The sequence below is a fragment of the Stenotrophomonas sp. Ps181 genome, from assembly GCF_025697425.1.
Taxonomy (GTDB): Bacteria; Pseudomonadota; Gammaproteobacteria; order Xanthomonadales; family Xanthomonadaceae; genus Stenotrophomonas; species Stenotrophomonas sepilia.
In genome coordinates this window covers 503,376-528,879 of sequence record NZ_JAHWBI010000004.1, presented here as the reverse complement: position 1 = coordinate 528,879, position 25,504 = coordinate 503,376, and the positions used below count along the sequence as shown (strand labels likewise).

Genomic DNA, 25,504 nt, shown 5'->3' with positions numbered 1-25,504 from the left:
TGGAATCACCTGCCGGCAAGGTTCGCCCCATGACCATCCCGTTCGCACTTGGACTGTCCAACTACTCCGGCCCACTGGCAGGAGCGCAGGATTTCCAGAAGTTTCACGAGTTGGCTATATCCATGCTCGAAAAGCGTGGAGTAGAGGCCACCCACTTTGCGGCTGACGGAAAGGGCCAGAGCGGCAAGTTGGCGAAGCTGCGCAATGCAGCACATCGAAGACTTCTGGCCAGTGGCTTCAACGAGCTGACTCTCCTCGGTGTTGACGCTGTACCCAAAGGAAGTGACGCGCCCGCCTACGATCTGACGGCATCCGTCGATTTCTTCTCCAGTCGTGAGCTTGGAACGGAATTCGTTCTGTTCTCCAAGGACGCTCGCTTTCCTCTGGAACCGCAGTCCTTCCGGGGGCTCCTAGTGGGGCTTATCGCTCTGTATGACTGGGACTTTGGCTACGTCACTCACCCACCCTTCGAGCGCAGCCCGCAGGCCTACATCAGTGGCTACTGCGATGGAACCCAATCCAAGGACGAAGAAGACCGCAATCAGATCTGGCATGACGCCCCGCCGGAGGTGCGCCTGCGCAAGGCGCGCAACATTTTCCCGCTTAGTCTGCTCAATCCGGCACAGCTGGGTGCACCCGTCGCGCCCCACAAGACATTGGCTGGGCTACTGCAAGGTACCCCCGGCTGCACATTGGACGAGCTGGTGCCCGGCCGCCTCTGGCTCAGCACGGTAGAGCCGCATCTGGTGCAGGGACTACGCTCGCTGCTCAAGGGTACGGGCGCATTGATCGAAGGCGGCTGACATCACGTTCATCCCGCCGTGCCGATAATTTGCCCGCATGCAACCCCGCCTCTGCGGGGTTTTCAGTTTTTGGCGTTCTTGAGCGCCGCGCCCGTTCGACAAGGAGCCCGCATGATTGCTACAGCCCCACCCGCCCCCGCCGCAACGCCCTGGTTCCACTCGCTCAACTGGGAGCGCCTGCTGGAAACCTACGGTGTGCCGTTACTGGCCGCCATCGTGGTGCTGCTGGTGGGCCTGTGGGTGGCGCGTCGCCTGTCCAATGCGATGCCGCGCGCCACAGCGCGCATGGGCGTGGACCCGATGCTGGGCAGCTTCCTGCGCAACGTGGTGTACGCCGCGTCGCTGGTGATCGTGGTGGTGCTGGCCATCGGCACGCTTGGCGTGCAGATCACTCCGCTGCTGGCCGTGCTCGGCACCGCTGGCCTGGCCGTTGGCCTTGCCCTGAAGGATTCGCTGTCCAACATCGCCTCGGGCGTGATGCTGGTGACGCTGCGGCCGTTCCGCGTCGGCGATGTGGTCACCGTTGCCGGACAGACTGGCACGGTGCGCGAAGTGCGCATTTTCCAGACCGTCATCACCGGTGCCGACAACCAGCACACCACCATTCCGAACACGCTGATCACCGCCGCACCGATCATCAACCTCACCGCCGAGCCGACCCGCCGCGTCGAACTGGTGATCGGCATCGGTTACGAAGACAACATCCAGCTGGCACGCGACACCGCGCTGGCGTTGATGAAGGCCGACCCGCGCGTGTTGCAGACGCCGGCACCGGACGTGGTGGTGTACGAGTTGGGTGCGCACGCGATCAACCTCGGCATCCGTTGCTACGTGAAGTCGGCCGACTGGTTCGGCACCAAGGTCACGCTGCTGGAGCAGCTCAAGCTGGGCTTTGACAAGGCCGGCATCAACATCCCGTACCCGCAGCAGGACATGCACCTGTACCTGCATGGAAAGGATGGCGGTGTGGTCGAGGCGGACGCGCTGGTGCGCGACAAGCCCTGATCCATCCCCGGGATGCCGGCCAGCGGCCGGCACTACCCCCGCCCCTGACTGAAATGCCGGCCAGCGGCCGGCACTACCCTGCCCCGCGCATCCCGGTAGTGCCGGCCGCTGGCCGGCACCACCCCATCTCCATACACCGGTAGTGCCGGCCGCTGGCCGGCAGCCTTCAGGATCAGGCCGCGACGCTCTCTTCCAGCGTCGGGTAATCGGTGAAGCCGATCGCCCCGCCACCGAAGAACGTCGCACGATCCGGCGGATTCAGTTCCGCACCCAGGCGCAGGCGCTCAGGCAGATCCGGGTTGGCAATGAACGGGCGACCGAAGCCGATCAGGTCGGCCCAGCCTTCAGCCAGTGCCTGCTCGGCACGTTCGGCGGTGTACTTGCCGGCATAGATCAGCGTACCCGGGTAGACCATGCGCAGCGCCTGCTTGAACGCCACCGGCATCAACGGTGCATCGTCCCAGTCGGCCTCGGCGATGTGCAGGTAACCCACCTCCAGTTCGCCCAACAGGTGGGCTGCCGCCAGATAGGTCGCCTGCGGCGTATCGTCCACCGCGCCCTGCAACGTGGTCAGTGGCGCCAGGCGCACGCCGACGCGATCACCACCGACCACCGCAACCACCGCCTGCACCACCTCGCGCAGGAACCGCAGGCGGTTCTGCAACGCGCCGCCATAGCCGTCGGTGCGCTGGTTGGCCTGCGAGTCGATGAACTGGTTGATCAGGTAGCCATTGGCACCGTGCAACTCCACGCCATCGAAGCCTGCGTCCAGCGCGTTGCGTGCCGCCTGGGCGTAGTCGGCGACGATGCCCGGAATCTCGTCTTCGCGCAGCGCGCGCGGCATCGAATGCTGGATCATTTCGCCCACCCCGGCTTCGGGACCTGCCCCGGTCGGGTCGACGAACACCTTCACGCCTTCCGCCAACAACGCCGACGACGACACCGGCGCGGCGCCACCCGGCTGCAGCGCCACGTGCGAGACCCGGCCGACATGCCACAGCTGGGCGTAGATGCGACCACCGGCAGCGTGCACGGCATCGGTCACCCGACGCCAGCCGTTCACCTGGTCCGGGCTATGGATGCCCGGGGTCCAGGCATAGCCCTGGCCCTGCGGGCTGATCTGGGTGCCTTCGCTGACGATCAGGCCGGCGCTGGCGCGCTGCGCGTAATAGGCGGCCATTTCGGCAGTGGGCACGTTGCCGGCCGACGAGCGCGATCGGGTCATCGGCGGCATCACGATGCGGTTGGGCAGCGTCAGTGCGCCCAGATGATGAGGAGTGAACAACATGGCAGCGATCTCTTGCGGGAGGAGTGCCGCAAAGAATGGGGATGGCGCCCGCCGGGCAACAGGCACGCACTGGCAAAACAGTTGTTCCCCCACGGCAAGGATCACCCTGTACGAGGTCTCATCCACGCATGGCGTGGATCTACTCCACCCTTGGCTCGATCTTTACCGCACCGTGTGCCACGTGGTCATAGCAGGCGCGCACCACATCTTCCCCGTACTTCAACTCCAGCCGCCGCACGATGAAGTGACCACGCGCCATGTCCTGGTAGTAGTCGGTGAACATGGTGTTCAGCGTTGCACCCGCGGCGGCACCGACGATCGGCACCGCCTGCGCGGCAAACTTCTCGGTAACGACCACGCCAAAGCGCGCCGCCACCTTCTCCACCATCTTCGCCAGCAGCTTGCCGGCTTCCTTCGGCGCCACGCCCAGGGTCAGGTCGCGGCCAGTCACCACCCGCCCGGCCAGCTCGGCCGACAGGTGGCGCATCACATCGGTGGTGAAGCCGCGGGCCAGGTAATAGCCCGTCTCGCTGGCGTCATCACGCGGCGAGTTGCCGCCCAGCGCGAACACCTCCAGGCACGCCTGGCGGGTGCTGAACTCGGACAGGTCAAACCCCTCGCTGCGGGCGACGTCGGCCACAGCACGCATCATGATCGTGGTCGACACCGGCAACTCGATGAGCAAGGCGGCAAAGCCGAAGGCGCCGCCGACCGCACCGGAGGTGGCTGCCGCCAGTTTGTGCCAGCGGGTCGACGCTCCCTTGCCGGGCGAGTTGTCCATGCTCCACAGGGCTGCCTGCGCCGACTTGGACAGTGCCGCCTGCACCGCACCGTGGATGCGGTTGGAGACCGAGCTGGGCAGCGCCTTCACCGCGAATTCCAGCGGCGTGCCGACCAGGTTGGCCATGCGCGCGGTCAGGGTCGGCGCTTCCAGCAGGGCCACCGCGCGCTGCAGGTCGGACCAGTCGCGGGCGTCATGGGCGATGTCGCGGGGGAGCAGGATGGGCTCGTTCATGGCGCCGATCTTAGCGCCCGGAAGTTGAACGGTTCGTCGCGGGTCACGACAGAGAGAGGGCGAATCCGGCGCCTTGCCGGCCAGCGGCCGGCACTACCGATCAAGGCGTCGAAAGCCCCGACAGCGCGCCCATGAACTGGCGGTAGTGGCGCAGCTCGGCGATCGAATCGTGCACGTCGCTCAGCGCGGTGTGGTTGCTGTTCTTGCCGACGCCGGCGGCCACGCTCGGCGCCCAGCGCTTGGCCAGTTCCTTCACCGTGGACACGTCCAGGTTGCGGTAGTGGAAGTACTTCTCCAGCCGCGGCATCTGGCGGTGCAGGAAGCGGCGATCCTGGCAGATCGAGTTGCCGCACATCGGCGAAAGGCCGGCCGGGATCCACTGCGCCAGGAAGTTCACCGTCTGCGCTTCGGCCTGGCCCAGGGTGGTGGTGCTGTCCACCACGCGCTGCCACAGGCCCGAACGACGGTGCTGGTTACGGTTCCACTCATCCATCGCTTCCAGCGTTTGCAGCGGATGGTGGATGGCAAACTCGGGGCCTTCAGCCAGCACATTGAGCTGGGCATCAGTGACCACGGTGGCGATCTCGATGATCGAATCGTTGTCGGTATCCAACCCGGTCATTTCCAGGTCGATCCAGATCAGCCGCTCGTTGGCCGCGCCGTTGTCCGCCATGTGTCGCCTCGTTGCTGGGCAGGCGCGCGGCCCACCGGTGAAGGAAAGGGGCGCCCATCATACCCTTTCGCCCCTCAGCCCTCGCCGGCGTGGTCTTCCAGCAGCAACGGCGGCTTGCCGCGCTTGGCGCGGAAATAATTGGTCAGGCGCATGCTGGCCTCCTTGGCCAGCACCCCACCGTGGATCTCGACCCGGTGGTTGTGGCGGGCATCGCCGAGCAGATCGAACACGCTGCCGCAGGCGCCGGTCTTGGGGTCGCTGGCGCCGTAGACCAAGCGGGCGACGCGTGCATGCACAATCGCCATCGCGCACATCGCGCACGGTTCCAGGGTCACGTACAGGGTGCTGCCGAGCAGCCGATGATTGGCCAGCCGCGTGCCGCCGGCGCGCATGGCCACGATCTCGGCATGCGCACTGGGATCGTGCGAGGCGATGTTGAGGTTCCAACCCTCACCCAGCAGCTGGCCATCGGCGCCCACCAGTACCGCACCGACCGGAATCTCGTCGAACTCGCGCTGCGCACGCTCGGCCAGCGCCAGTGCATGGCGCATCCAGTGTTCATCGGCGTCGTGCACCGGGATACCCAGGGCATGGGTCATGGCGGTTCTCGCGTGTCTGCAGGGCCAGGATGGCCGCCGGGGCCGCATTGTACGCCTGCAGCCGTACAGGCGGCGCGGGTATCGGCGGTGCCACTGCGCGCGACCGGCGGTTCAAGCAGCGAGTGCGCTGAAGCCAGGCTGCAGGCCTCATACTGGGCCTTTCCGCAAGCACCTTGGTGAACCCATGACCACCCTTCGCCCCTCGCGTGCCGACGACGGCGCCGCCCTCATCGATGTCTGGCGCCGCGCCGTCGACGCCACCCATGACTTTCTCAGCGCCGAAGACCGGCAGGCCATCGATGCCGAAGTCGCCAGCTTCCTGCCGCAGTCGCCGATGACCGTTGCTGTCGATGCACAGGATCGGCCAGTGGGCTTCATGCTGATCGACGGCACGCACATGGAAGCGCTGTTCATCGATCCGGACGTGCGCGGCACCGGTATCGGCCGGCAGCTGTTACAACACGCGTTGGCCCTGCATCCGCAGCTGAGTACCGATGTCAACGAACAGAACGCGCAGGCGGTTGGCTTCTACCTGCGCATGGGCTTCGTCGAAACCGGCCGCTCACCGCTCGATTCGCAAGGCCGTCCGTATCCCCTGATCCATCTCCGGTACAACGGCTGACATTCGACGGATGTTCGAGGCCCGCCCCGATCATCAGGCCGTGGCTTCGAATGCCGGTGAGTACTGCACCTCTCCCTGCGCCATCGACGGCCTCAGGTGCAGCGCCTGGAAGTACTCTGGTGGAACCCCCGGCAGCACCAGGCCCGGCTCGGCGCGGAATCCGAATCGACCGTAATACGCCGGTTCTCCCAGCAATACGCAGCCCTGTGCCCCCTGCTCACGCAATGCATCAAGCGCCGCGTGCATCAGTGCCGCGCCGATGCCCTGCCCCTGCCATTCGGGCAGCACCGAGATTGGCCCCAGGCCAAACCAGCCGGTGCTGCCATCGCTGATCGTCACCGGCGACAAGGCAACATGCCCGACGACCTGCCCGTCCTTCTCGGCGACCAGCGAAAGACTCAGCTCTCCACGCGAACGCAGTGCATCCACAATGAACTGCTCGGTGTGGCTGCTGTGCGGGGCTTCGCGGAAGGCTGCCTCGGTGAGTGCGTGGATGACAGCGCGGTCTTCGCGGCTTTCAGGGCGGATCATGCAGTTCAAGGAGAGCGCCTTCAATGAAGTGATGGACATGTGAATGATTGATTTCGGTCACGGATTCAGCTGCGAACCAGCGCCCGGCGGCAGAGCCAACGCGACGATCGAATGCCCTGTGCGGCAAGCGATCCGCCTCGGCAATGCGTCCCGGAGGCGTCAAAAATCCGTCTCCTAGGGTGGCACAGCGCTCCCGGCACGTTCCATAATCGAGAAACCTGCCACCCAGGAAGGATAGATGGACATGGACGCACGATGCAGGATCGCGACATGGGTGTAGCTCGCCCCGAACTCAGGGGACGGCCGCTGCTCGCATTGCTCGCCCTCGTCCCGCTGGCGGCATGCTCGCCCTACGCCGATGCCGAGCGTGACGTCGCCGCGGGTGGACGCGGCTTGGCCAAACTCAACCCGGCGCCGAAGCAGGCCTACGAACTGGTGCTGACACTGAAGGACGCGCCTGGGCCTTTCGCGGTCGCCGAAGGTGTGGCCCAGTATGACGTCAGCAACTACGAAGACTGCGGACGGGTACTGCCTGCCACAGGCACTGCAGGCCGCATCACCAGCCAGGAGCCCGTCACCCTGCACAAGGTCAGCGAGAACGAGTACCGCGGTCTACCCGGACCGCATGCAGGACCAGGACTATTACGATCGCGGTACCTGCCACTGGACGCTGACCGGTGTTGGCGCGATGTTGCGTGCGACCAACGGCGAAGGCGATACGCGATTCCTGACCTACGTCAATAAAGAGCGCATGGATGCAGGATCGCCGCTGACTCTCTACTACCCGAAGATTGCCTATCCCCGTGCCGAGCTTGCTGCCAACTTCCCTGCCAGCGGTAAAGAAGATCCGTCGGCCTACAAGGAGGAACTACGCAACGCGCTGTTCTCATCCACCACCACTGTGCAGAAGCTTGTGCCATGAGCCGCCAGTGCCACATTCACCCTTACACACCAGGAGGCCGACATTGCGCCACAAGATGATTCCGTGCCTTGCTCTGCTTCTGTTGACCGCCTGCCATCCGGAGACCGCCATGAACCAGGATCGTGCCGCTGCTGAAGCCGATGTCGCCCAGGGTGGGCGCGGCCTCGCCAAGCTCAACCCCAGCCCGCGCAAGGCCTATGAACTGGTGCTGCGCCTGAAGGACGCCCCCGGCGATTTCGCGCTGGTCAAGGGCGTGGCCCAGTACGACGTCACCAACGAAGATCAATGCGGCTATATCGAGCCGGCCACCGGCACGGCTGCACGGATTACCAGCCAGGAGCCGGTGGAACTGCGCAAGGTCGCTGATGGCGAGTACCGGGGCACGCTGTATGTGGACCGCATGCTGGATGAAGACTACTACGGTCGTGGCGTGTGCAGGTGGGAGTTTACCGGCGCCGGGGCAATGCTGAAGGCAACGGGTGCTGATGAAGAGACTCGCTTCCTCACCTTCGTCGACGCCAAGCCGCTGACCGAAGGTGGCGCACATACGCTCTACTATCCGGATCTGGTCTATCCGAAGGCAGATCGCGTTCCCAATTTTCCCGCCAGTGGCGAGCCCAATCGCAGCAATTACGCCCCTGATCTTCAGGACAAGCTGTTTACGATCACCCTCTCCGCAAGCGAGGTGGCGCCGTGACCATCACCTCCCAGGATTACGCCGCGTTATCTGATGACGCCTACAAGGATCGGGCCGTCGGCCGACGTGAACCCGGCCAAGAGGAAAAAGTCACGTTAAACGGCCATGAGTACAAGATACTTGAGCACGTCAATAATCGCCTCAACGGCTATCAAGGCACCGTCTATCAGCGAGTAGACACCAAAGAGATCGTCATTGCGCATCGCGGCACCGAGCAGATCGCTCGCGATGCGATTCTGACCGACGGCGGCATGGTGGTTGCACGCACGAACGTGCAGGCTCCTGACGCGATTGCCTTGACACAGAGGACGCTTGAAGGCGTCGCGCTTCAGTCTCGCTTGAACGGCGTACCTGCTCCCCAGGTCACCGTCACCGGCCACTCCCTCGGCGGCGCTCTGGCCCAGATCACCTCGCACCATTTCAATGTCAAGGGCGAGACCTTCAACGCCTATGGCGCGGTCAGCCTCAGCTACCGCATCCCGGAAGGCGGCAACACCATGATCAACCATGTCATGGCCTCCGATCCGGTCAGCGCGGCGTCGCCGCACTTCGGCCAGGTGCGCATCTACGCCAGGCCGAATGAAATCAGCACGCTCGCCGCGAACGGCTTCAGCAATCACTCGTTGCGCGCCCTTATCCCCGACCGGCCGATCATCGCCGCAGGCAGCTCGTTCGGCGCGCACAAGCTGGGCAACTTCCTCGGCGACGGCTCGGTGCTGCAGCACCCGGAAACGCAGCAGCTGGCAAAAGACAACGCCCGGATGATCGAGGAGTACCGCGATGACGTCGAGTCACTGCGTCGCGGCGTCACCCGCGCGGCACGCGGCATCCCGGGCGGCGCCATCGATCTGTACGACCACATCCGCGGCCCGCTGCAGCCCGGTGAGCCGGCACGCCGCGAAGCGGAGAAGAACGGCCATCACACCAGCATGTTGCGCATGGACGATGCCAACCATGTGGGTAACCCACTGTTCAACGACGCGATCCGTGGCGTGCACGCGCAGGATGTCCGCGTCGGCCGGGTACCGGACGTAATGAGCACGCAACTGGCAGGCAGCCTGGCCGCCGAAATGCACGCAGCAGGCGGCAAGCGCATCGACGAAGTGGTCATGAATGCTGATGCCTCGCGCAGCTTCGCCGTGCAGGGCCAGGGCGGCGACCCGGCCCACCTTCGCGTGTCGGTGGATACGGCAGTGGCGATGAACACCCCGCTGGAACAGAGCAGCCAGCGCATCGACCAGCAGGCCGCAGGCCAGCGCGTTGCGCTGGAGCGCGACCAGCGGCTGGAGCAGCAACAGAACCAGACCCGCAGCCTGCAGGCCTGATGCAGCGCGGGAGCCGGTCAGCCCGGCTCCCGCATCACTTCGAAACTCCGGCTCAGGGGCTGGACGCTGCCATTGGCACGGATGCTCCGGCCGTCACGAACAGATCCGGCCCGGAATCCGGGAATCCGCCACAGGCGCGATCGCCGGGTGCCACCGGGTCACAGGGCCACTGCGCGCGCGCGACCTTCTCGCGCAGCTCGAAGCGATCACCGGTCCAGACCACGAACGCGATGTGCTCACGGTTCCAGTCACTGTAGGCGCGCGGACCGCCCTTCTGCGCCGACTCCGGATACTGCACGAACCAGCGCATGGCCGGGCCGTACTGCAACTTGCTATGGTCCAGGCTGATCCGTCCCTCACGCGACAGCTGGCGCGCACGGTCGGCGTCCGTCACCGGGGGCATGGCCGGCATGGCATCGGCGGTCACATCCCTCGGCGCGGCGTCCCCGCGGACCTGGTACACACGCTGGCCCACGTAGGCCTCGCGGCAATCACCCGCTGGCACGCGGACCGGCTCCGCGCCGTACTCATCCCGGTTGGCGACCTGGTCGCTGCAGGTGAACGGCGCCGACACCAGATAGAACGTGCTGTCGGCGTCGCGCCCTTCCAGCGAGCGCACCCAGATGTCGCCCATCCGCACGATGAAGTCCGGGCGCTGGCCGTAGCCCGGCACCGCCTTGAACCAGGCCTTCTGCCGCACCTCACGCTCGCGCCAGCTGCGCGGCAGGTGGATGTCCTGCACGGGCAGCGCGACCAGCAACGCGGCCAGATGCGCCGGCATGGTGCCCTGGCAGGCGCCAATCAGCAGGTCGCCCTGGGTCGCCAGACGCCCGGCCAGATCCACCGGGCAGCGGGCACCGAGCGCCCGCTCGGTCGCCTGCTCGGGCGGCAACGACACGATGGCCAATGCGGGCGGAGCGGGTGCTACCGCGGGAACGGTTGGCTCGACGGCGGCAGGCGGTGCAGCCACAGGCGCCGCCGCTGCGGGCGCAACGGGCGCCGGCGCCGGGTCCGCAGCCGGCGCCGGCTGCGTGTCCACCACCGGTGTCGCAGGGGGTGTCACGGCAACCGGCACTTCGGGAGTCGGTGCCGCGACAACAGCCTCGGCCGCCATGGGTGCTGCAACGGGCTCAGACGTTGCAGGCGCGTCAACGGTTGCCTCCGCAGCGGGGCGCGTCTCCACGGCGGGTGCCGCTGTCTCCTGAGCCTGTGCCAACGCTGCGGCAAGTCCAAGTGACAGCAGCCAGAGCGGCGGCAGGCGGCGCACGGATGCATTGCAGCGGGCAGCGGCGTGCCGGGCATTCGGGGGAACGATTCGCATGTGGTGTCCTTACGGGTGGGTTTCCATGTCGGCGCCACAGGGCGCCACGCGTCGTACGTAAAACGCCCGCGGGCACCCTGCCCGCCGGCATCAGGTGCTACAGGGATCGAGAGCGCTGCTCCTGCTCACGGGCGAGCGCGGCCGCGGGGTCCTGCTGGGCGACGTTGGCGGCCAACTGCTGGCTGCTCTGTGCCAGCGGCTGCTGTGCCGCCTGTTCGCGCTCGACCGAAGCCCGCAGCATGGCCGGGTCACCCAGCGCGCCCTGCACGGCAAACAACGTGCGGCCGTCGTTGCCAGCCAGGAGATGATCGATGCGCGACATCCCCGCCCTCTGCGCGCTCAGCGCCAGTGCGCCGGCGGCATTGTCCAGTTCCTGCACGCTGCGCAGACCGCTTTGCGGTCCCATCTGCTGCAGATGGTGGCGGGCGCCCTGGAACAGGGCATGCCCCGGCGCGCCAGGCTGCGACATGTCGCGCACGGTGGCCTGCTGGGCCGGCGCCCCGACTTCGCCCCGCTCCAGCCGTGCCATCACATCAGGCGTCAGCTTCTGCTGCCACGCCTCGAATCGCTGCTGGCGGGCCTCGATGCCGTTCAGGCCACCATTGATCGCGCGCGTCGCTTCGCGCACGTCCTCGCGCGCCGCTTCCGGCACCCGCGTCTGCCACTGCCACACGGCAATGCGGCCTGCGTGCTCGGGCTGCGCCGCCAGTTCCGGGTGATTTACCAGGTCCAGATCCAGCGCCTTGCCGGCGCGCTCGTAATTTTCCTTGCCGACCAGAGGCAGATAGCCACGGCCGTGATACTTCAGCGCATCGCCAGGCGCGTCATTGCCCATGCGCCCGCCATACATCAGTTCGGCCAGGTTCTCCGGCCGCCCACGCAGCGCCTCCTGGCGCGCGCTCTCAAGCGCACCATTGCCATTGCGCCACGCCGCTTCCACCGGGATCTGCGAGATACCCCGGGTGAAGTTGAAACTCTCATTGAGCCGGCTCAGGCCACGGGACTCGTGCCCAGCCTGCGCCATGAAGTTGGCCAGTTCCCGGGACGAGGTCATGCCGGCCTCCGTGGCCTGCCGCAACAGCTGCGACTCCCTATCCTGCGACACGGTGAAACTCCTGCTCGATCATCGTTGGGTACTCCCGCCTCCTCACCGGCATGGCACTCAGGGCAAGCTGACGTCGGCGACGACGGACGGATCGAAATCCTCGAACCGCACCCGGCCAAGTTCGGCGGCCGAGAAGTCACGCGTATGGGTGGCTTCGGTCTCGGTGTCGACCACCCTGCGCTGCACGCCATGCACCCAGCACGCCTGCTCGGCAGGTGCATACCGGAACGTGTAGACGCTGCTCCAGCGTTCGCGACTGCCGCCGTTGGTGATCACACTGAACGCACCATCCTCGATGGTCACGTAGGCGAAGGGATCGCCGGCAATGCCTCCCCGGGTGGAACACGGCACCAGCTTGTCGTTGCGCGCCGCCAACTGCCATCGGCCCGTGGCGTCGCCCAGCAGCAACAACAGCACCCGGTTGGGCCCGTGCTCGCCGGGCAGCAAGCCCTCCGGAGGAGGTTGGTCGATCACCAGGAGCTGGTCCTGGAAACCATTGCCAGTCAGATCACCGCGCACGGCTTCCAGCAGGTTCGCGCCGGACGGAACGAACGCCAAGGCATTGTCCATATGTACGCCACTCCCCTTCTCCATCCCCTGCAACTCCTTCAATCCCGTCTTGCCAGTTCCCGAGCGGAGGCCGGAAACGGGGCGGTGCCCCGCACGTGCCCGGCGGCCGCCATGGCGGATGATAGCCCCGAGCCCACGGCAACCGCGATGGTGGCAAGCGTCACCCGCACCGCGGGGGGACACAGTCCTCATGGACGGAAAAGCTCCTGCGTTCGATGGCACCGGCGCGTCGGGATTTTGACGCGCACGCAGCTTACTTCGAGGAGGCAGCGCTCGTCGAAGGGGGCTTGGGATGAAAAGCGCACTTGATCACAGAAAAGGCGCGGCTAACGTGAATGAATGCCCACTCAGCAAAATGGGTCAACGTAGGTGTCCTGCAGAGATTGCAGATCGGAGAATGCTCTCGTGCCGTATAGCAGAAGTATGCTCTGAAATTCGGCTGCCGCGAGATATGTCCTGCGGTCTCTAGCGATAAAGGAACATCGGACTCAAGCGCGCCCTGCTAGACAAGACGAAATGACCTCTGACTGCTACGTAGCATCAATAGGCACGAAATTCCGGCAAGCTGCAGGCTGAGTACACAACTTCGCAAGCTTGATTGCGATCCCCGCGACATTCACGCAGCGCATTACGTTCGGCCAAATCTACTGTTTCTGCACGCCACGAAACAGTGATCGCTCCAGGATTCAGCGCCCCGACCGGATCAGCCATCGCGACGCATTGGTTGTAGTACGAGATAGTAATTCGACAACTGCCACCTCCAGCTTTCCTGCACGCGTCCAACGCGACAGACTGAGCCAGACTCTCGGTTCTCTGGGAAACCGCTGTGCCCGTTGGCTTGCTCCCTCCCTGTGAGGAAACCGCGCCCTCGGCTATAGCTCCCCACCGCTTCTCCCACTCACCTTTAGGCGCCTGCCTTGGGGCTTGTGAGGGAGGGACTGACGCCGCAGTCCCGGGAATCGGTGCACAACCTTGAACACCCTGTCCTCCAATTGGGTAGAAGCCAGGCGGGCAGTTCCCCTCAGCGAATGCTGCTGCGGGGAAGACAATTAGCCCCAGAAGGAGTGTCCAATTACGCATGCAGAGCCTCAAAATAAACAAGTGTGCCTAGCCTCATCGGAATCATTTCGAAGGCGCGTTCCCGTATCCGCGTCAATGCAATCATCCCGAGCACGGCCATTTCAGTACTTCCTGAACAAGGGCTCGGTACAATTTGCATACACGGGAGCACAGGCTCCCGGCTGGTCATTCTTGCAGACTCCCTGAGCAGCCCGCTCGGCATCACCCGGAGTCGGACCGGTGCCAATTCCTGACAGGCCATTTCCGGTCCTTCCGCTCGGGATGACCCAGGAAACGCACTGATTGAAACAGGTCATGCTGACCCTGCAATCGCTTGATCCGCTGGCAGCACATTCTGAGACGGCTTTGCGTTCCGCCTCCTTCTTTGACCGGTGCCCCGTAGAAACCGTCACGCGCGCCACCATTTCCGTGTCAATGCCGGTCATCGCAGCCAACACCGCCATTGAGAGCACGGTGCCGATGCCATAGAACAACCAGCGCTGGAAGATAGACGTTGTCTGCTCAAACAGCAGGCAGAGGATGAACAGCGGACCTAAACCAACGAGCAATGACATTGCGATCTGGTACAGCAACAGCATGCGCCTGCTGTATCGGCCGGTCCACCGTTACCAAGCCGATGATCTGTCCGCGACACGCGCTGACCTGGTCTGAGTACATCTACAATAACTTCCGCTGGCTCACCGAAGTGATTGCAAACTCAACATAGTAGAGGCTCAGCCATCAAATCATCCGCACACAAACCTGTCTCCTCCCCGAAGCGCGAGATCTGACGCTTCATATGTAGAGTCCCGAGGTCCTCAGAACAGATTCAATTCTACTGTTTCAGTAAGTCCTGAATATGGGCTTTGTGCAGTCAGTGTAAAAGACCTTGCAGGCCCCAGCTTCGTCATTTGTGCAGCCCTTCTGCGCCTCCTGCTCCGCCAGCTCAAGTGTTGGCCCTCTTCCTATGCCAGAACCTCCCCGCCCCGTCTGTCCACTTGGCACCACCCACGCGGCACATTGATTGAAGTAGGCAAGCACCACTTGACAATCCTTTGCACCCGCCGAGGAACATTTGCCAAGCGCCTCTTTTTCCGCGCCACTTTTCTTTCGCTGACCAGTGGATACACCAGCATCGGAAGTGCGCTTGGAGGTGGCAATCGCTCCCCAAGTGGTGATCCACTCACCGGAAGGTTGAGGCGGTGAAACAGGGGCGGTTGTACCACCGCCACTTGCCCCGGGAATCGGCGCACAACCCTGCACCCCTTGGCCACCTATAGGATAGAAGCCAGGCGGACAATTCCCCTCCGCCAAGGCGGAATCAATGCTCCAAGCAGTTCCAACCATCAGGACCATCAATGCAGGCAACACGGATTTCATGAGGACGGGATTCCATTGACGACAATTTTGATCAATCAAGTGTTGCCGGAGGGAGCATTGCCCCGCAAACCTGGGCCTGAAGTAGATTGCACTTCGCCCTGACCTTGGAGCCTAGGTGTCGCACTCTGGTTGGCTAACACACCGGTACTTGAGTTCGAAGCTGGCGCCGGAGGCGTAAACATACCACCCGACCCACTAGAACCCGGCGGCTGCCCATTCGGACCCGGCGAGGTCGGCACGGCGCTACCACCTATCTGCGAATATGCCATGAAGGTACCCAGGGTGCCCTGGAAGAACATCGCAGCCATTGGGGGCGCAGTCAGGATCAGCGTCGTCAGGATCAGTCCCATGCCGCCCTGCTGCAGCGCCATGCTGCTCATGCCCTCGGTCAGGTTCGACCCCAGCAGTGCACCCAGCGCAGACGCGCCCCAGAACGAAGCCGCCACGCGCGCCACCATTTCCATGGCAATGCCGGTCATCGCAGCCAATACCGCCATCGAGAACATGGTGCCGATGCCATAGAACAACCATCGTTGGAACAGGGACTTTGTCTGCTCAAACAGCAGGCAGAGGATGAACAGCGGACCAAAACCAATGAACAATGACATTGCGATCTGGTACAGCAATAGCATGGCGCCCGCCGTAACGGCCGGTCCGCCGGTGCCCAGCCCAATGAACCACATCGCACGGGTCTTTGCGCTATCCAGCGTTACGTCGCCGGCAACATCCAGCACACTCACCGACGTGAGCGCCAACTGCATATAACCCAGGTTCTTATCAATCAATTCCTCGGCGGTCGACTTCTTTCCGGTCACGATATAGGTGATCTGGTCCTGCACATCGCCAGTCAGGAAGTTCTGCAGCTTGGTCCCAAACATGGCCATCGACGTAGCGACCGTAACGATCAGTGCCGCCCGTGCCATGTTCGTCATCAACGCAGCCATCGAGTCACGGCTTCGCCCAGTCACGATGCGGAAGCCCTGGATGAGCACCCATAACGTCATCAGCACCAGCGCCATCGTGCCGACCCAGGTCATCATCCGGCTCAGGATACCGTTGCCGAAATTGGTGATCTCTTCGCGCAGATATTCCAGGATCAGCCGAAAGAAGACGAAGTCGCCCACCGAGGCGAACAACGTGCCGTGCAACAGATCATTGAACACCATACCGTGCATCATTCCCTGACTCATCACATCACCCGCCCCGCGTCGGGGCCCTGCTGGAGTGCGTTGCGCACGTGATTCACTTGGTGGAGAGCGCGGCCTTCAGCGCGCCGGCCTTGATGACACTTCCAATCGGGTTGCGCTCGCCACGCAACGCACGCTCGGCCAGATTCTTCTGCCGTCCCTGCAAGGCAGCGATCTGCTGGTCGTAGACCTTGATGGTGGTCTCCCACTTCTTGAAGGCCTTCTCAAGCTCGACCGAGGTTGCCGTATTGTTGGAGATATCCTCCTGCAGTGCGCCTTCATTCTTGAACGCGTTGCGGATCCGGCGCAGCTGCTGAAGCATCTGCTCCATCGCCGGCATGGACATCTGCACGACCTCGACAGTCTCGTTGTACTTCTTGTTCTCAAGCACCTGGATGTAAGAGCAGATCGCACGCTGCTGCGCGCCGATGTCTCCGCCCGGGCTCATGTTCAGCACTGCCATCAGACCATTCATGCTGATCATGGAATCGCCGCCGCACTTCTCGGCCACGTTCCAGTTCTCGGGAATCTTCGTCAGCGCGGGAGTCGGCGGCATCAGGGGGGAAGCAATGATCTGGGTCCAGTTCTGGAGCTTGGACATCCAGTTGTCGATGGTCTTGGAGTACTGCTGAGCCGTTTCACTCCAACGCTGCGCAGTCTGAAGATATTCCTGACCGGCCTTCATTTCCTGCATGAAATTCATGATCCAGTTGAACGGGTCATAGACCGTCATCGCCTGCGCGGGACTGGTGCCTGTACTGATGGTCATGCCCAGGGTCAACACTGCGGCCATCATCGGCGCGAAGCGCCTGCGTCGCACCGGAGTGCGGCGGAGTTCAGTTGTCATGGGGGTTTCCTTGTTCGTCTGAGCGAGCGTCTTCATGCCGTCTCCTCCTGCTCGGCCCGCTTCCCGGACCCTTTTCGATGTTTGTAGAAGTCTTCCAACCACTGCTCCGGCGTGAGCTCGTCCACGGTGATCCGGTTGCGGACTGCAGCGGTCTGCAACACGCGATGCATGATGTCGATGTTGTCGGTCGAGGCCGAGATCACCGACAGGATGTCGTCCATGCCACGCAGGTTGAGCTGGCAGACGCTGGACGCATGGCCCTGCTTGACCAGGAAGCAGCGCGAGCGCTCGTCGAGCGCGGTAACCACCTTGAACTCGGCCTCGGTCAGCTTCAGGCCATCCATGTAATCGCTCTTGCTGGCATTCGGGTTCGGCAGCAGGATCAGGGTGGCGGTCTGTTCGATCAGCGCGGCGGAGATATCGCTCTTCAGCGCGTCCTCCGGGCTCTGCGTCGCGAAGATGCCCAGACCGTTCTGCTTACGGATGGTCTTCTGCTTGTTCTTCGCGAATTCCTTCAGGCCACCCTCGCCGTCCAGGATCTTCCAGAACTCATCCATCACGTAGATCAGCGGACGGCCATCGATCAGCGACTCCAGGCGGTGCAGCAGGTAATTGATGACCGGCACGCGCACTTCGGGATTGTCGATGATGTCGGTGTAATCGAAGCCGATGATGTTGGCCCTGCTCAGGTCAACAGTGTCGACGGGATTGTCGAAGACCCAGCCCAGCGAATTGCCCGAGGTCCAGCGGCGCATGCGCGCGTAGAGCCCATCGTCGCCCATGTTGGGCAGGCTCTTCTGGAAGTTGGTCATGCTGCGCAGGTGCATCGGCGTATCGAGCATGCTCTCTACAGCGCGATAGATATCCTCTTCCTCGCGGGCGCTGTACTCACGCTTGCCGGCCAGCACCTTGATCAGGTCGGCCAGGAACTGCACGTTCGCTTCGTTGTTGTCGCACTGGAACGGGTTGAACCCGGTCGGCGCGCCGTTCTCCAGGGCCAGATAGTTGCCACCGCAGGCACGGACGAAGATCTCCGCACCACGATCCTTGTCGAAGAAGAAGATGGTCGGCGACGGCTCGTACTTCTGCACCTGGCTGAGCAGGAAGTTGATCAGCGCGGTCTTACCGGTACCCGACTTACCAATCACCATGGTGTTGGCAATCGCCTTCTCGCCTAGCGAATTCTCCGACGGATGGGTCGCATGGAAATTGAAGTAGTACGGCTGGCCGTTGGTGGTTTGCAGCGTGGTGACGCAGTCGCCCCACGGGTTGTTGTGCTGCTTACCGGTCGCGAAGTTGTGCAGCGGCGACAGGCCCAGGAAGTTCAGCGAGCTGACATTGGCCAGGCGGGTGCGATAGCGCCAGTTGGCCGGTAGCTGCGAATAGAAGGACGAGGTGACCGCCAGGTCTTCCTTGGTCGACACGAAACCCGCATTGGACAACTCGGCGCGCGTCGTGGCCACGTTCTGCGACAGCTTGGCCTGGCTGTCGCCGTAGACCGCCATGATGAAGTGGTACTCGCCCAGTACGAAATTTCCCGACGACAGCTGGTCCATCGCCTGGTCCAGCTCGACGATCTGGCTGACTGCCTTGTCGCCTGAGGAGATCATCATGCCCTTTGTGCGGTCGAGCACCTTGAGCGCATCCTGACGCCCCATCGGGCTGAACGAATGGGTGATGACGTACTCGTAGTCCAGGTACTTCAGGCCGTTGAGAATGCCCGGGTAAGTCCCCTCGGCATACTCCTTGATGTTCAGAATGGCGCCGAAGTGGTTGGCACCGTTGGGGGTATTGATGACGAAGTCACCGGTCTTGGCCGAGAACATATGCCGGCTGACCGGCAGGTAATCTTTGATTGGCGCCGACAGCACCGGCACCGGTTCGTCGATGCGATTGATCAGGTAACCGAACAGCTCCAGCGTTTCCGAGAACACCACGCCGTTCTTGGCCTCGTACATGCCCAGGCGGTACGGCGCATAGTCGCGGATCACGGCCTCGACGTTGCCGGCCAGTTCCATCAGCTTCTCGATGGCCTGCTCCTGCTCGGCCTGCAGGCGCTCGACATTCGCCGACTTTTCCACGAAGCGCTTCCCGGCTACGACCGGGCGGTAGATCATGGTGAGGTACAGCTCGTTCTGCATGATGCGCTGCGAGGACAGCATGCCCATGTACTGGTCGGACACGTCCTGGTTGAAGCGCTGCTTGTAGTGGCTCTTGCCTTTCAACGTACGGCGACGGCGAATGTCGTGCACCCAGAAGGCGACATTGACGAAATCCGGCGCCCTCAGCGTCTGCAGCAGGCGGTTGAACGTATTGTGCCGGTGCTCCAGCTCCCATTCCTCGCGACCAACGAACGGCAGCCCTTCCAGGTACCAGGTCAACAGGTAGTCGCCACCCGTGGTCTTTACCACGTTCGGGGCGACATGCGTCGACAGGGGAATGAACTCACTGATGGAGGTGTCAGGGCTGAACATACGACTGCTTCCAAAGAGGTACTGCCAAGAAGTTTCAACAGACCCGACGGACGCTTGCGCCCGCGGGCCGGATCCGGACCTCAGTCCATTCGGGCCGGTTTGTCGCGGTAATGGTTGGGGTTGAACACCCACATGCCATCGTGTTCCTGCACGTTGCGGACTTTCAGCTTGAACAGCAGGCGCAGGCCCAACAGGCGGAAGATCATTTCGTCACGCTTGGCCATCTGCCGCATGATGAAGACCGCCACCGGAATGGTGAGCAGGAACCAGAAGTTCGTATACATGCTGAGCAGCAGCAACCCACCTGCCACCATGAAGAATGGCAGGTAGGGAACGCCCAGGAACATTGCCGGACGTGTGCAGCCGCGGAAGACGACGTTCTTATGCACTGTAATACTGGACAGCCTGCAGGATCAGCATGGCGGTCTTGCCTTCGCAGGTGCCATAGTCGTCACCCAGCAGCATACGTGCGATCTGGCCAGCGGCACCGATCAGCACGCCACCGATCAGAATCGGGGCCACATCACCAATGCGCTTGTGCGCGAAGGCGATCTGGTAGCCGGCGAAGATGACGGCAATGGTCACCACGGCGATCGAGGCCATGTTCAGCAGACCATTGATGCTGTCGAAGAAGCCACATACCTTCTTCTCGGTGCCACCATAATTGACGCCGCCCTGATTGGCGAAGACCTCCGGAGCGAACAGCGCACCAACAAAGAGGGTGGCCATCAGCAGGGTCTTCAGCGTGCGCTGGGCCTGGACGAGGTCGAGATTGGATCGCTTCATGGATTGATTTCCTTGTTGATGGACTAACACAACTGAATCGGCCAGCCGGGGGACTGGCCGCACCACGACTTCGTCAGAACACGAAGGCCGCATCCCCTGCGGGAATCTGCTGCACCGGCGCAGCCTGCACCGGCGCGTTGTACGAATTGTCGGCACCCGCCACAGGCTGGTTGCGCTCGCTCCAGGGCCGCAGCATCACCGGCCCCTCATTGCTGGCACCGGCAGCACCCGGCAACTGCTGCGGCATGGCCATGGCCTGCGCAGCACCCTGCTGAGGCAGCTGCTGAGGCATGCCACCGGACTGTTGCTGGGGATAGGCGGCCCCTTGGATGGGCTGCGCCTGGGGCTGCATCATCCTGTCCACTGAACCCAGCACCACTTTGGACAGCGCCTGGTCGGCGAGATTCAGCAGACTGCCCCGCGCCATCGCACCGGTGGACGGGTACACGACATAGGCGCGTGCGGGATCTTCCGACGGCACGTACACCGGGCCATTGGACTGCGCAACGATGCGCGCCTGCGCCGGCGAAGCGAGCTGCGGGTGATGCTCGACCTTCACCGCGCGGCGCTCACCCCGACTGACCACGTCGATCGGTGCGACACCATTGCTGGCGACCTGTTGGCCGCGGCGCATCGAGTCGTAGATCTTCTGCACGTAGCCGTGACGGAAGCCGGTCTCGAAATTGCCCGAGTAGTAGCAGCTGAACGACTTGCCCCAGTCACCGCCGGAGCGCTTGTAGCACTCGGCGAGGATGCGCGAACCGGCCTGCAGGTTCGGGCACTGCTGGAAGGCCTTCTCGTAGGAATCCAGGCCGTACTTGCCCAGGTTGTAGCGATTGACCTGGGCCAGCCCGATGGAGAAGTTGTAGCCCTTCTCTTCCAGCATGCGCACCGTCGCCAGCGCTTCATCCAGCGCCTTGGGCTGGCGCACCAGTGCACCGCCCACCACGCCGATGGCGTAGGGGTTGCGCGATGACTCGACGTTGATGACGTGCTGCATCACATCCATCGAGACGGCCATCTCCGGGCACGCCATCATTTCCAGTCCTGGCAGCATCCCTCAGCCCTCCTGCCCCTGGGCACGCCCAGGATTGAAGTCGATGCCGGTGATGTAGCGCGAACCGGCATGCGCCTTGATATGCACAACGATGTCGATGGTCATCATCAACAGCCGCTTGATCACGTTGAACTCCAGGCCCGAACCTTCGGCTGAAGCCTTCACCATCAGCGCCAGCTGGTCCCAGGTCTGCTCCGGGCTGCCCGCGTGGCAGCTGGTGATCGACCCCGGGTGGCCGGACGCGCAGTTGCGGATGAAGTAGAACGCCTCGTCACCGCGCAGCTCGGCGAGGATGATGCGTTCGGGCTTCATGCGCAGGCAGGCCTCCATGCAGCTCTTGGCCGTCACATTGCTGGTGCTCTGCCCGCCTTTGGAATACAACAGGTGCACGACGTTGGGCTGGGTCAGGAACAACTCGCGCGCGTCCTCGATGGTGACCAGGCGCTCGTTGTCCGGGATATGGTTGACCAGCGCCTTCATGAAGGTGGTCTTGCCGCTGCCGGTCGCGCCGGATACCACGATGTTCTTGCGGTACATCACCGCGCGCCGGAAGAACTCGGCGTACTCACGCGAATGGCGCAGCTCCAGCAGCTCGCGATCCTGCTCGCTGATGCTGCCATCGGTTTCCAGGATCTGATTGAAGAAGCCGTCTTCGTGATACTGCGTGAGCGACTTGGTGTGCTTGGACGGCAGACGGATGGTGATCGACACCTTGCCAGCGTCACACGCGGGCGGAATCACGAACTGCGCACGCTGGCCGGTGGGGAACGTGAGCGAAACTACCGGATCGGCATCGGTGATGCGCTGGCCGGTGTTGCTCTCGTTCACCACCGCCGTGCAGAACTGCCGGGCCCGCTCGAACGTCAGGCTCGGCACCTCCACCCGCTGCCACCCCGCCCGGGTTTCCAGGTACAGCTCGCCGGGACGGTTGATGCAGATTTCCGTCACTTCCGGAGAGGTCATGTACTCGGCGATGCCCAGCACTTCGTACTGATAGCGCAGGAAATCGCTGGAGACGAGGGCGAGGGGTGACACTTCGGCGTCCATGATCGTTCGTTGGGTTACCGGCGGGGGTGCAGCACGTTGGTGAAGTCGACGTCCTTGGCGACGTAGACGTTCACGATCGTGCCCTGGTTGATGGTCACGGTCGGCGGGCGGCGCTCGCTGAGCGCCTCGTTGGCAAGTCGCTCCATGGTGCGAGCGGTTGCACTCTCGTAGGGAGAACGCACCGCAAAGCCGTTGCTGGCGACCGTTGTCGACTCTGGACCGTGTTCGGCTGCGGCGTACTTGAAGGCGTCTGCGATCAGGCTGATCATCAGCGCCGAGGCGATACGGCTACCCCAGTGCGCACTGTACTGTCCGGGATGTCCTGCCCCGCCTAGGCCATCGGTGCCAGGGCTGGACATGGCCACGTCGATGCCATTCGGCGTGGTGATGCGATCCCAGATCACTTCCACGCGCTTGCCGATCGGGCCACCGCCGTAGGAGCCATAGATCTTGGAGCCCTTCGGCAGCAGCAGGTTACGACCGTTGATCGAGTACACCGGCTCGGTCAGCAGGCACGAGGTGTAGCCAGCCACGTCGGTGATGATCCGCGTTTCCAGCACGCATCGCAGGTACGTGCCACGAACCAGCAGCGCGTCAGGGCTACGGATATAGGCGGCACTGGAGACATTTTCCACGTCGGGGCCACGGCGGACCTTCTGCGGCTGGGGCTGAGGATTTGCTGCTGCCTGCATGGCAGCGATCATCGCCTGGTTGTAGTCAGAGTTCTGGCTGCCGGACGACGCGCCCGCGTCACCACCCCCTACCCCGGAACCGCTGCCCATGCGACGGTCCATCAACGTCGGCCCGCGATCTTCGTCTGGCTTGCTCGCCGACGGAAAACCGGGCATGGGCACTTCCTGCTGGGGCGCAGGCGGCAGCATCGGAATCGGATCGGCAACAGCCACCGGCGGCGCCGGATCAGCTGCGGTACCCACGCTCGGCAGTTGTGGTGTCGTCGCACGTGCCTCTTCCCGCGGCTTGTTCTGCTCGGTCGCATCATCCTGCCCCTTGCGGAACAGCAGGAAGCCCATTGCCATCAGCAACAGCACGATGCCGCCGAGGAACAGCAGCGCCTTGCGGTTCAACCGCTGCTCTTCGGCCGAGCGCAGCTGCGGTGCGGCCGCATCCAGATCCGGCGCGGGCTCGGCCTGAGTCGTGCCGAAGTAGGGATTCGACTGCGCGTCTGCGGCCCCCTGTGCGCCGTACGGGCTCTGGCTCTCGTCGCGTCCGTTGTTCGGGTCGTTTCCGGGAGTGTTCTGCTGGCTCATTTCTTCACGTTCCTTCGCAGGCCGACGACGAAGTCGCCGTGGCGGATGACCAGGTACGGGTACGTCCCGTGCACGATCAGCGTATTGCCTTCAACCGTGGTGTTGACCACGAAGTCTTCACCGTATTCCGTTTCACGACCAAACACCGCCGGGAAGATGCCGGTCTTGTACTCCGGCGAATTCGGCAGTTTCAGATAGGTGAAACGACCATCGTCATAGGCGTTGACCGGGATCAGCCACCCCATCTTCTTCGCCTTGCTGGTCGAATAGGAGTAGTTGAAGTTGTACTGCCGGTCCTTGGCCAGTTCCGAGCTCAACAACGGCTTGGCCTCTTCCTCGACCGCTTCCTGAGCGACGCCGAAAACCGTGTCATTGGGATAGACGAAGGCGATCTTGTACTGCACGCCCGCGCGACGAGCCTGTTCCAGCTGGCGCCAGTCGGTAGCCACAACCTTCAATTCGAAGATGTACGAATGGGTCTCGGTGCGCACCATCATGTTGGTGTCGACGTCGACGTTCTTCGGCTTGAGGTAGAACACGTTCTCGCGACGGGTCAGTTCCCAGCCGCTACTGAAGCCGGTGCTGTAGTCGAGGATCTTCTCGTTCGGGCTCAACTCGATCTGGGTGGTCAGGCCCAGGCCGGTTCGAACCGGATAGATGCGGTCCTTCTCGTACTCGTAGTGGTCAACCGCCTGCGCCATCGCCGCTGCTGAGAACAGCAACGACAACATCGACAGCAGCGCCAGCGCGCTTCCCCTGATATTTCGACTACTCATCGGTTGCTTGCTCCATCAGCAGTTCCGGTGGAATTGTTCTGCGCCGGCCTCATGGCCGGCTGTCCGGGCAGGGCCTGCCCCGGCATTGCTTGCCCCGGCATTGCTTGCCCCGGCATTGCTTGCCCCGGCATTGCTTGCCCCTGCACCGGCTGACCCGGCATGGGTTGACCCTGTACGGGCTGACCCGGCAACTGGCCGTTGGCCGGAGCCGCGACCGGTTGGCCGGTGGCCGGATCGATCATCGTGGCCGCGGCAGGATTATTGGGATCGTAGACACCCTGCGCCTGCTGCGCGGCCTGTGCGGCCTGCTGCGCCTGCGCCTGCATGGCACCGTCATCCGGCACCGGCACGCCACGCGAGTAGTCGTTGTCGACGCGGTACTCGGTGACCTGGAACGCCAGCGGGTTGAGGATGCGATCCTGCTCGGACAACGCCAGGTTCTGGTTGTACTCGAAGCGCATCGTCACCAGCTGATTATCAAGGTAGCTGGATGCTCCGGTCCGCTTGTCCAACAGGCTGCGCTGGATGCGCACCGACGCACCGCGGAAGCTGCCGTTCGGCTCAGCCCCCAGCGGCGTGATGCTCAGGATCTTGACCCGAATGGCCTTTTCGCGGCCATACATCACAAACGGGTTCTGAGGGTTGCTTCCCGCGTATCGCATACGCATGCTCTGAGCAACCGGGCTGCTGGACATCACGAACACCAGCTCCCAGTCACGCAGACCCATCACTGCCGAGTCGTACGATTCGCGCGCGAGCACGTACTGGGCGACGTTGCTGCGATTGATCGCTTCGTTGGTGGTGATCGTCTCGCCCTGGAACGTGCCACTCAGGCGCGCGACCGTTGCCGTACCCGTGTAGGCATCGGCCATCACCAGGAACGGCACCTTCTCCTTCAGCGGCAGCATGTAGTAGTAGCCGCCTGCCAGTGCGAGCGACATCAGCAACGAGCCTGTGGCGACCCACCATGCGCGCCGCTCGCTGCGGCGTGCCATGTCGGCCACGGTGATCTCGTAGCTGACCGCCTTGGCGACCGACTGCTCGACCTTGGGACTATTGCCGGGATCCTTCTTGCGGAACATGGATTCTTCCGTACTGCTGAAACATCAATGGGCGTGGCACCCCTGCGACAGGCGCGGGGAGCGGC

24 protein-coding genes and 3 pseudogenes are annotated in these 25,504 nt (G+C 63.4%); 6 read left to right on the top strand and 21 right to left on the bottom strand.

Annotation, left to right across the window (positions count from 1 at the left end):
• The first annotated feature begins 29 nt into the window (after positions 1-29).
• On the top strand, positions 30-803 hold the full coding sequence (locus KXV01_RS12585) for a hypothetical protein (protein ID WP_049438140.1): 774 nt from the start codon (positions 30-32) through the stop codon (positions 801-803).
• Positions 804-914: 111 nt separating this feature from the next.
• The gene (locus tag KXV01_RS12580; protein ID WP_049438143.1) at positions 915-1,808 is read left to right on the top strand and encodes a mechanosensitive ion channel domain-containing protein; all 894 of its coding nucleotides are present in this window, start codon (positions 915-917) and stop codon (positions 1,806-1,808) included.
• A 172-nt stretch (positions 1,809-1,980) separates the two neighbouring features.
• Here the strand turns inward: KXV01_RS12580 and KXV01_RS12575 are convergent, their stop codons facing one another.
• From KXV01_RS12575 to tadA, 4 genes are all read right to left on the bottom strand, one after another.
• Complete coding sequence (locus tag KXV01_RS12575; RefSeq protein WP_099486505.1) at positions 1,981-3,096, bottom strand: alkene reductase; 1,116 nt, start codon at positions 3,094-3,096, stop codon at positions 1,981-1,983.
• A 139-nt stretch (positions 3,097-3,235) separates the two neighbouring features.
• Positions 3,236-4,111, bottom strand: a complete 876-nt coding sequence (locus tag KXV01_RS12570; RefSeq protein ID WP_099495531.1) for an EcsC family protein — start codon at positions 4,109-4,111, stop codon at positions 3,236-3,238.
• A gap of 100 nt (positions 4,112-4,211) precedes the next feature.
• On the bottom strand, positions 4,212-4,784 hold the full coding sequence (gene orn, locus KXV01_RS12565) for an oligoribonuclease (protein ID WP_049415100.1): 573 nt from the start codon (positions 4,782-4,784) through the stop codon (positions 4,212-4,214).
• Positions 4,785-4,858: 74 nt separating this feature from the next.
• Positions 4,859-5,383 (bottom strand): tRNA adenosine(34) deaminase TadA, encoded by a 525-nt coding sequence (gene tadA, locus KXV01_RS12560; RefSeq protein WP_099495532.1) that lies wholly within the window; start codon positions 5,381-5,383, stop codon positions 4,859-4,861.
• Positions 5,384-5,567: 184 nt separating this feature from the next.
• Here tadA and KXV01_RS12555 point away from each other — a divergent pair, with 184 nt between their 5' ends.
• Entirely contained in the window at positions 5,568-6,005 is a 438-nt protein-coding gene (locus KXV01_RS12555; protein WP_099486509.1) for an acetyltransferase, read from the top strand.
• A 33-nt stretch (positions 6,006-6,038) separates the two neighbouring features.
• Here the strand turns inward: KXV01_RS12555 and KXV01_RS12550 are convergent, their stop codons facing one another.
• Positions 6,039-6,545, bottom strand: coding sequence for an N-acetyltransferase (locus tag KXV01_RS12550; RefSeq protein WP_049415092.1), 507 nt, complete (start codon positions 6,543-6,545; stop codon positions 6,039-6,041).
• Positions 6,546-6,791: 246 nt separating this feature from the next.
• Here KXV01_RS12550 and KXV01_RS12545 point away from each other — a divergent pair.
• The 3 genes and pseudogenes from KXV01_RS12545 (at position 6,792) to KXV01_RS12535 (ending at position 9,480) form a co-directional block, all read left to right on the top strand.
• Positions 6,792-7,458, top strand: a pseudogene (locus KXV01_RS12545) (hypothetical protein).
• Positions 7,459-7,501: 43 nt separating this feature from the next.
• On the top strand, positions 7,502-8,155 hold the full coding sequence (locus KXV01_RS12540) for a hypothetical protein (RefSeq protein WP_099495534.1): 654 nt from the start codon (positions 7,502-7,504) through the stop codon (positions 8,153-8,155).
• Positions 8,152-9,480 carry an XVIPCD domain-containing protein gene (locus tag KXV01_RS12535; protein WP_099495535.1) on the top strand — a complete coding sequence of 443 codons (1,329 nt, stop codon included), beginning with the start codon at positions 8,152-8,154 and terminating at the stop codon, positions 9,478-9,480. The genes KXV01_RS12540 and KXV01_RS12535 overlap by 4 nt, the downstream gene beginning before the upstream one ends.
• 52 nt (positions 9,481-9,532) lie before the next feature.
• Here KXV01_RS12535 and KXV01_RS12530 read toward each other — a convergent pair whose 3' ends face one another.
• The 16 genes and pseudogenes from KXV01_RS12530 to KXV01_RS12455 form a co-directional block, all read right to left on the bottom strand.
• Complete coding sequence (locus KXV01_RS12530) at positions 9,533-10,378, bottom strand: hypothetical protein (RefSeq protein ID WP_241896231.1); 846 nt, start codon at positions 10,376-10,378, stop codon at positions 9,533-9,535.
• Positions 10,379-10,898: 520 nt separating this feature from the next.
• Positions 10,899-11,906 (bottom strand): XVIPCD domain-containing protein, encoded by a 1,008-nt coding sequence (locus KXV01_RS12525; RefSeq protein ID WP_049438157.1) that lies wholly within the window; start codon positions 11,904-11,906, stop codon positions 10,899-10,901.
• Positions 11,907-11,963: 57 nt separating this feature from the next.
• Complete coding sequence (locus KXV01_RS12520) at positions 11,964-12,500, bottom strand: hypothetical protein (RefSeq protein WP_032954278.1); 537 nt, start codon at positions 12,498-12,500, stop codon at positions 11,964-11,966.
• A gap of 1,157 nt (positions 12,501-13,657) precedes the next feature.
• Positions 13,658-13,972, bottom strand: a complete 315-nt coding sequence (locus KXV01_RS12515; RefSeq protein WP_342633051.1) for a DUF4189 domain-containing protein — start codon at positions 13,970-13,972, stop codon at positions 13,658-13,660.
• Positions 13,946-14,169 (bottom strand): annotated as a pseudogene (locus KXV01_RS12510) (type IV secretion system protein); the annotation flags it as partial. The gene KXV01_RS12515 and the pseudogene KXV01_RS12510, both read right to left, overlap by 27 nt.
• Positions 14,170-14,378: 209 nt before the next feature.
• Positions 14,379-14,882 carry a DUF4189 domain-containing protein gene (locus KXV01_RS12505; protein ID WP_080281910.1) on the bottom strand — a complete coding sequence of 168 codons (504 nt, stop codon included), beginning with the start codon at positions 14,880-14,882 and terminating at the stop codon, positions 14,379-14,381.
• A 68-nt stretch (positions 14,883-14,950) separates the two neighbouring features.
• Entirely contained in the window at positions 14,951-16,081 is a 1,131-nt protein-coding gene (locus KXV01_RS12500) for a type IV secretion system protein (protein ID WP_241884533.1), read from the bottom strand.
• A gap of 76 nt (positions 16,082-16,157) precedes the next feature.
• Positions 16,158-16,985, bottom strand: coding sequence for a hypothetical protein (locus KXV01_RS12495; RefSeq protein WP_236636397.1), 828 nt, complete (start codon positions 16,983-16,985; stop codon positions 16,158-16,160).
• Positions 16,982-19,423: a VirB4 family type IV secretion/conjugal transfer ATPase gene (locus KXV01_RS12490; RefSeq protein ID WP_099495539.1), complete on the bottom strand. Its 2,442-nt coding sequence runs from the start codon at positions 19,421-19,423 to the stop codon at positions 16,982-16,984. Before KXV01_RS12490 ends, KXV01_RS12495 begins: the two co-directional genes overlap by 4 nt.
• Before the next feature lie 80 nt (positions 19,424-19,503).
• Positions 19,504-19,812, bottom strand: a complete 309-nt coding sequence (locus KXV01_RS12485; RefSeq protein ID WP_005417227.1) for a VirB3 family type IV secretion system protein — start codon at positions 19,810-19,812, stop codon at positions 19,504-19,506.
• Positions 19,805-20,209, bottom strand: coding sequence for a TrbC/VirB2 family protein (locus KXV01_RS12480; RefSeq protein ID WP_111096641.1), 405 nt, complete (start codon positions 20,207-20,209; stop codon positions 19,805-19,807). Before KXV01_RS12480 ends, KXV01_RS12485 begins: the two co-directional genes overlap by 8 nt.
• Positions 20,210-20,789: 580 nt before the next feature.
• Positions 20,790-21,254, bottom strand: a pseudogene (locus KXV01_RS20035) (lytic transglycosylase domain-containing protein); the annotation flags it as partial.
• Between the two features lie 15 nt (positions 21,255-21,269).
• Positions 21,270-22,313 (bottom strand): P-type DNA transfer ATPase VirB11, encoded by a 1,044-nt coding sequence (gene virB11 / locus KXV01_RS12470; protein ID WP_099495541.1) that lies wholly within the window; start codon positions 22,311-22,313, stop codon positions 21,270-21,272.
• Between the two features lie 14 nt (positions 22,314-22,327).
• Positions 22,328-23,581, bottom strand: a complete 1,254-nt coding sequence (locus tag KXV01_RS12465; protein WP_099495542.1) for a TrbI/VirB10 family protein — start codon at positions 23,579-23,581, stop codon at positions 22,328-22,330.
• Positions 23,578-24,357, bottom strand: a complete 780-nt coding sequence (locus tag KXV01_RS12460) for a TrbG/VirB9 family P-type conjugative transfer protein (RefSeq protein ID WP_032954280.1) — start codon at positions 24,355-24,357, stop codon at positions 23,578-23,580. Before KXV01_RS12460 ends, KXV01_RS12465 begins: the two co-directional genes overlap by 4 nt.
• Complete coding sequence (locus KXV01_RS12455; protein WP_263467824.1) at positions 24,354-25,439, bottom strand: type IV secretion system protein; 1,086 nt, start codon at positions 25,437-25,439, stop codon at positions 24,354-24,356. The genes KXV01_RS12460 and KXV01_RS12455 overlap by 4 nt, the downstream gene beginning before the upstream one ends.
• Positions 25,440-25,504 lie beyond the last annotated feature (65 nt).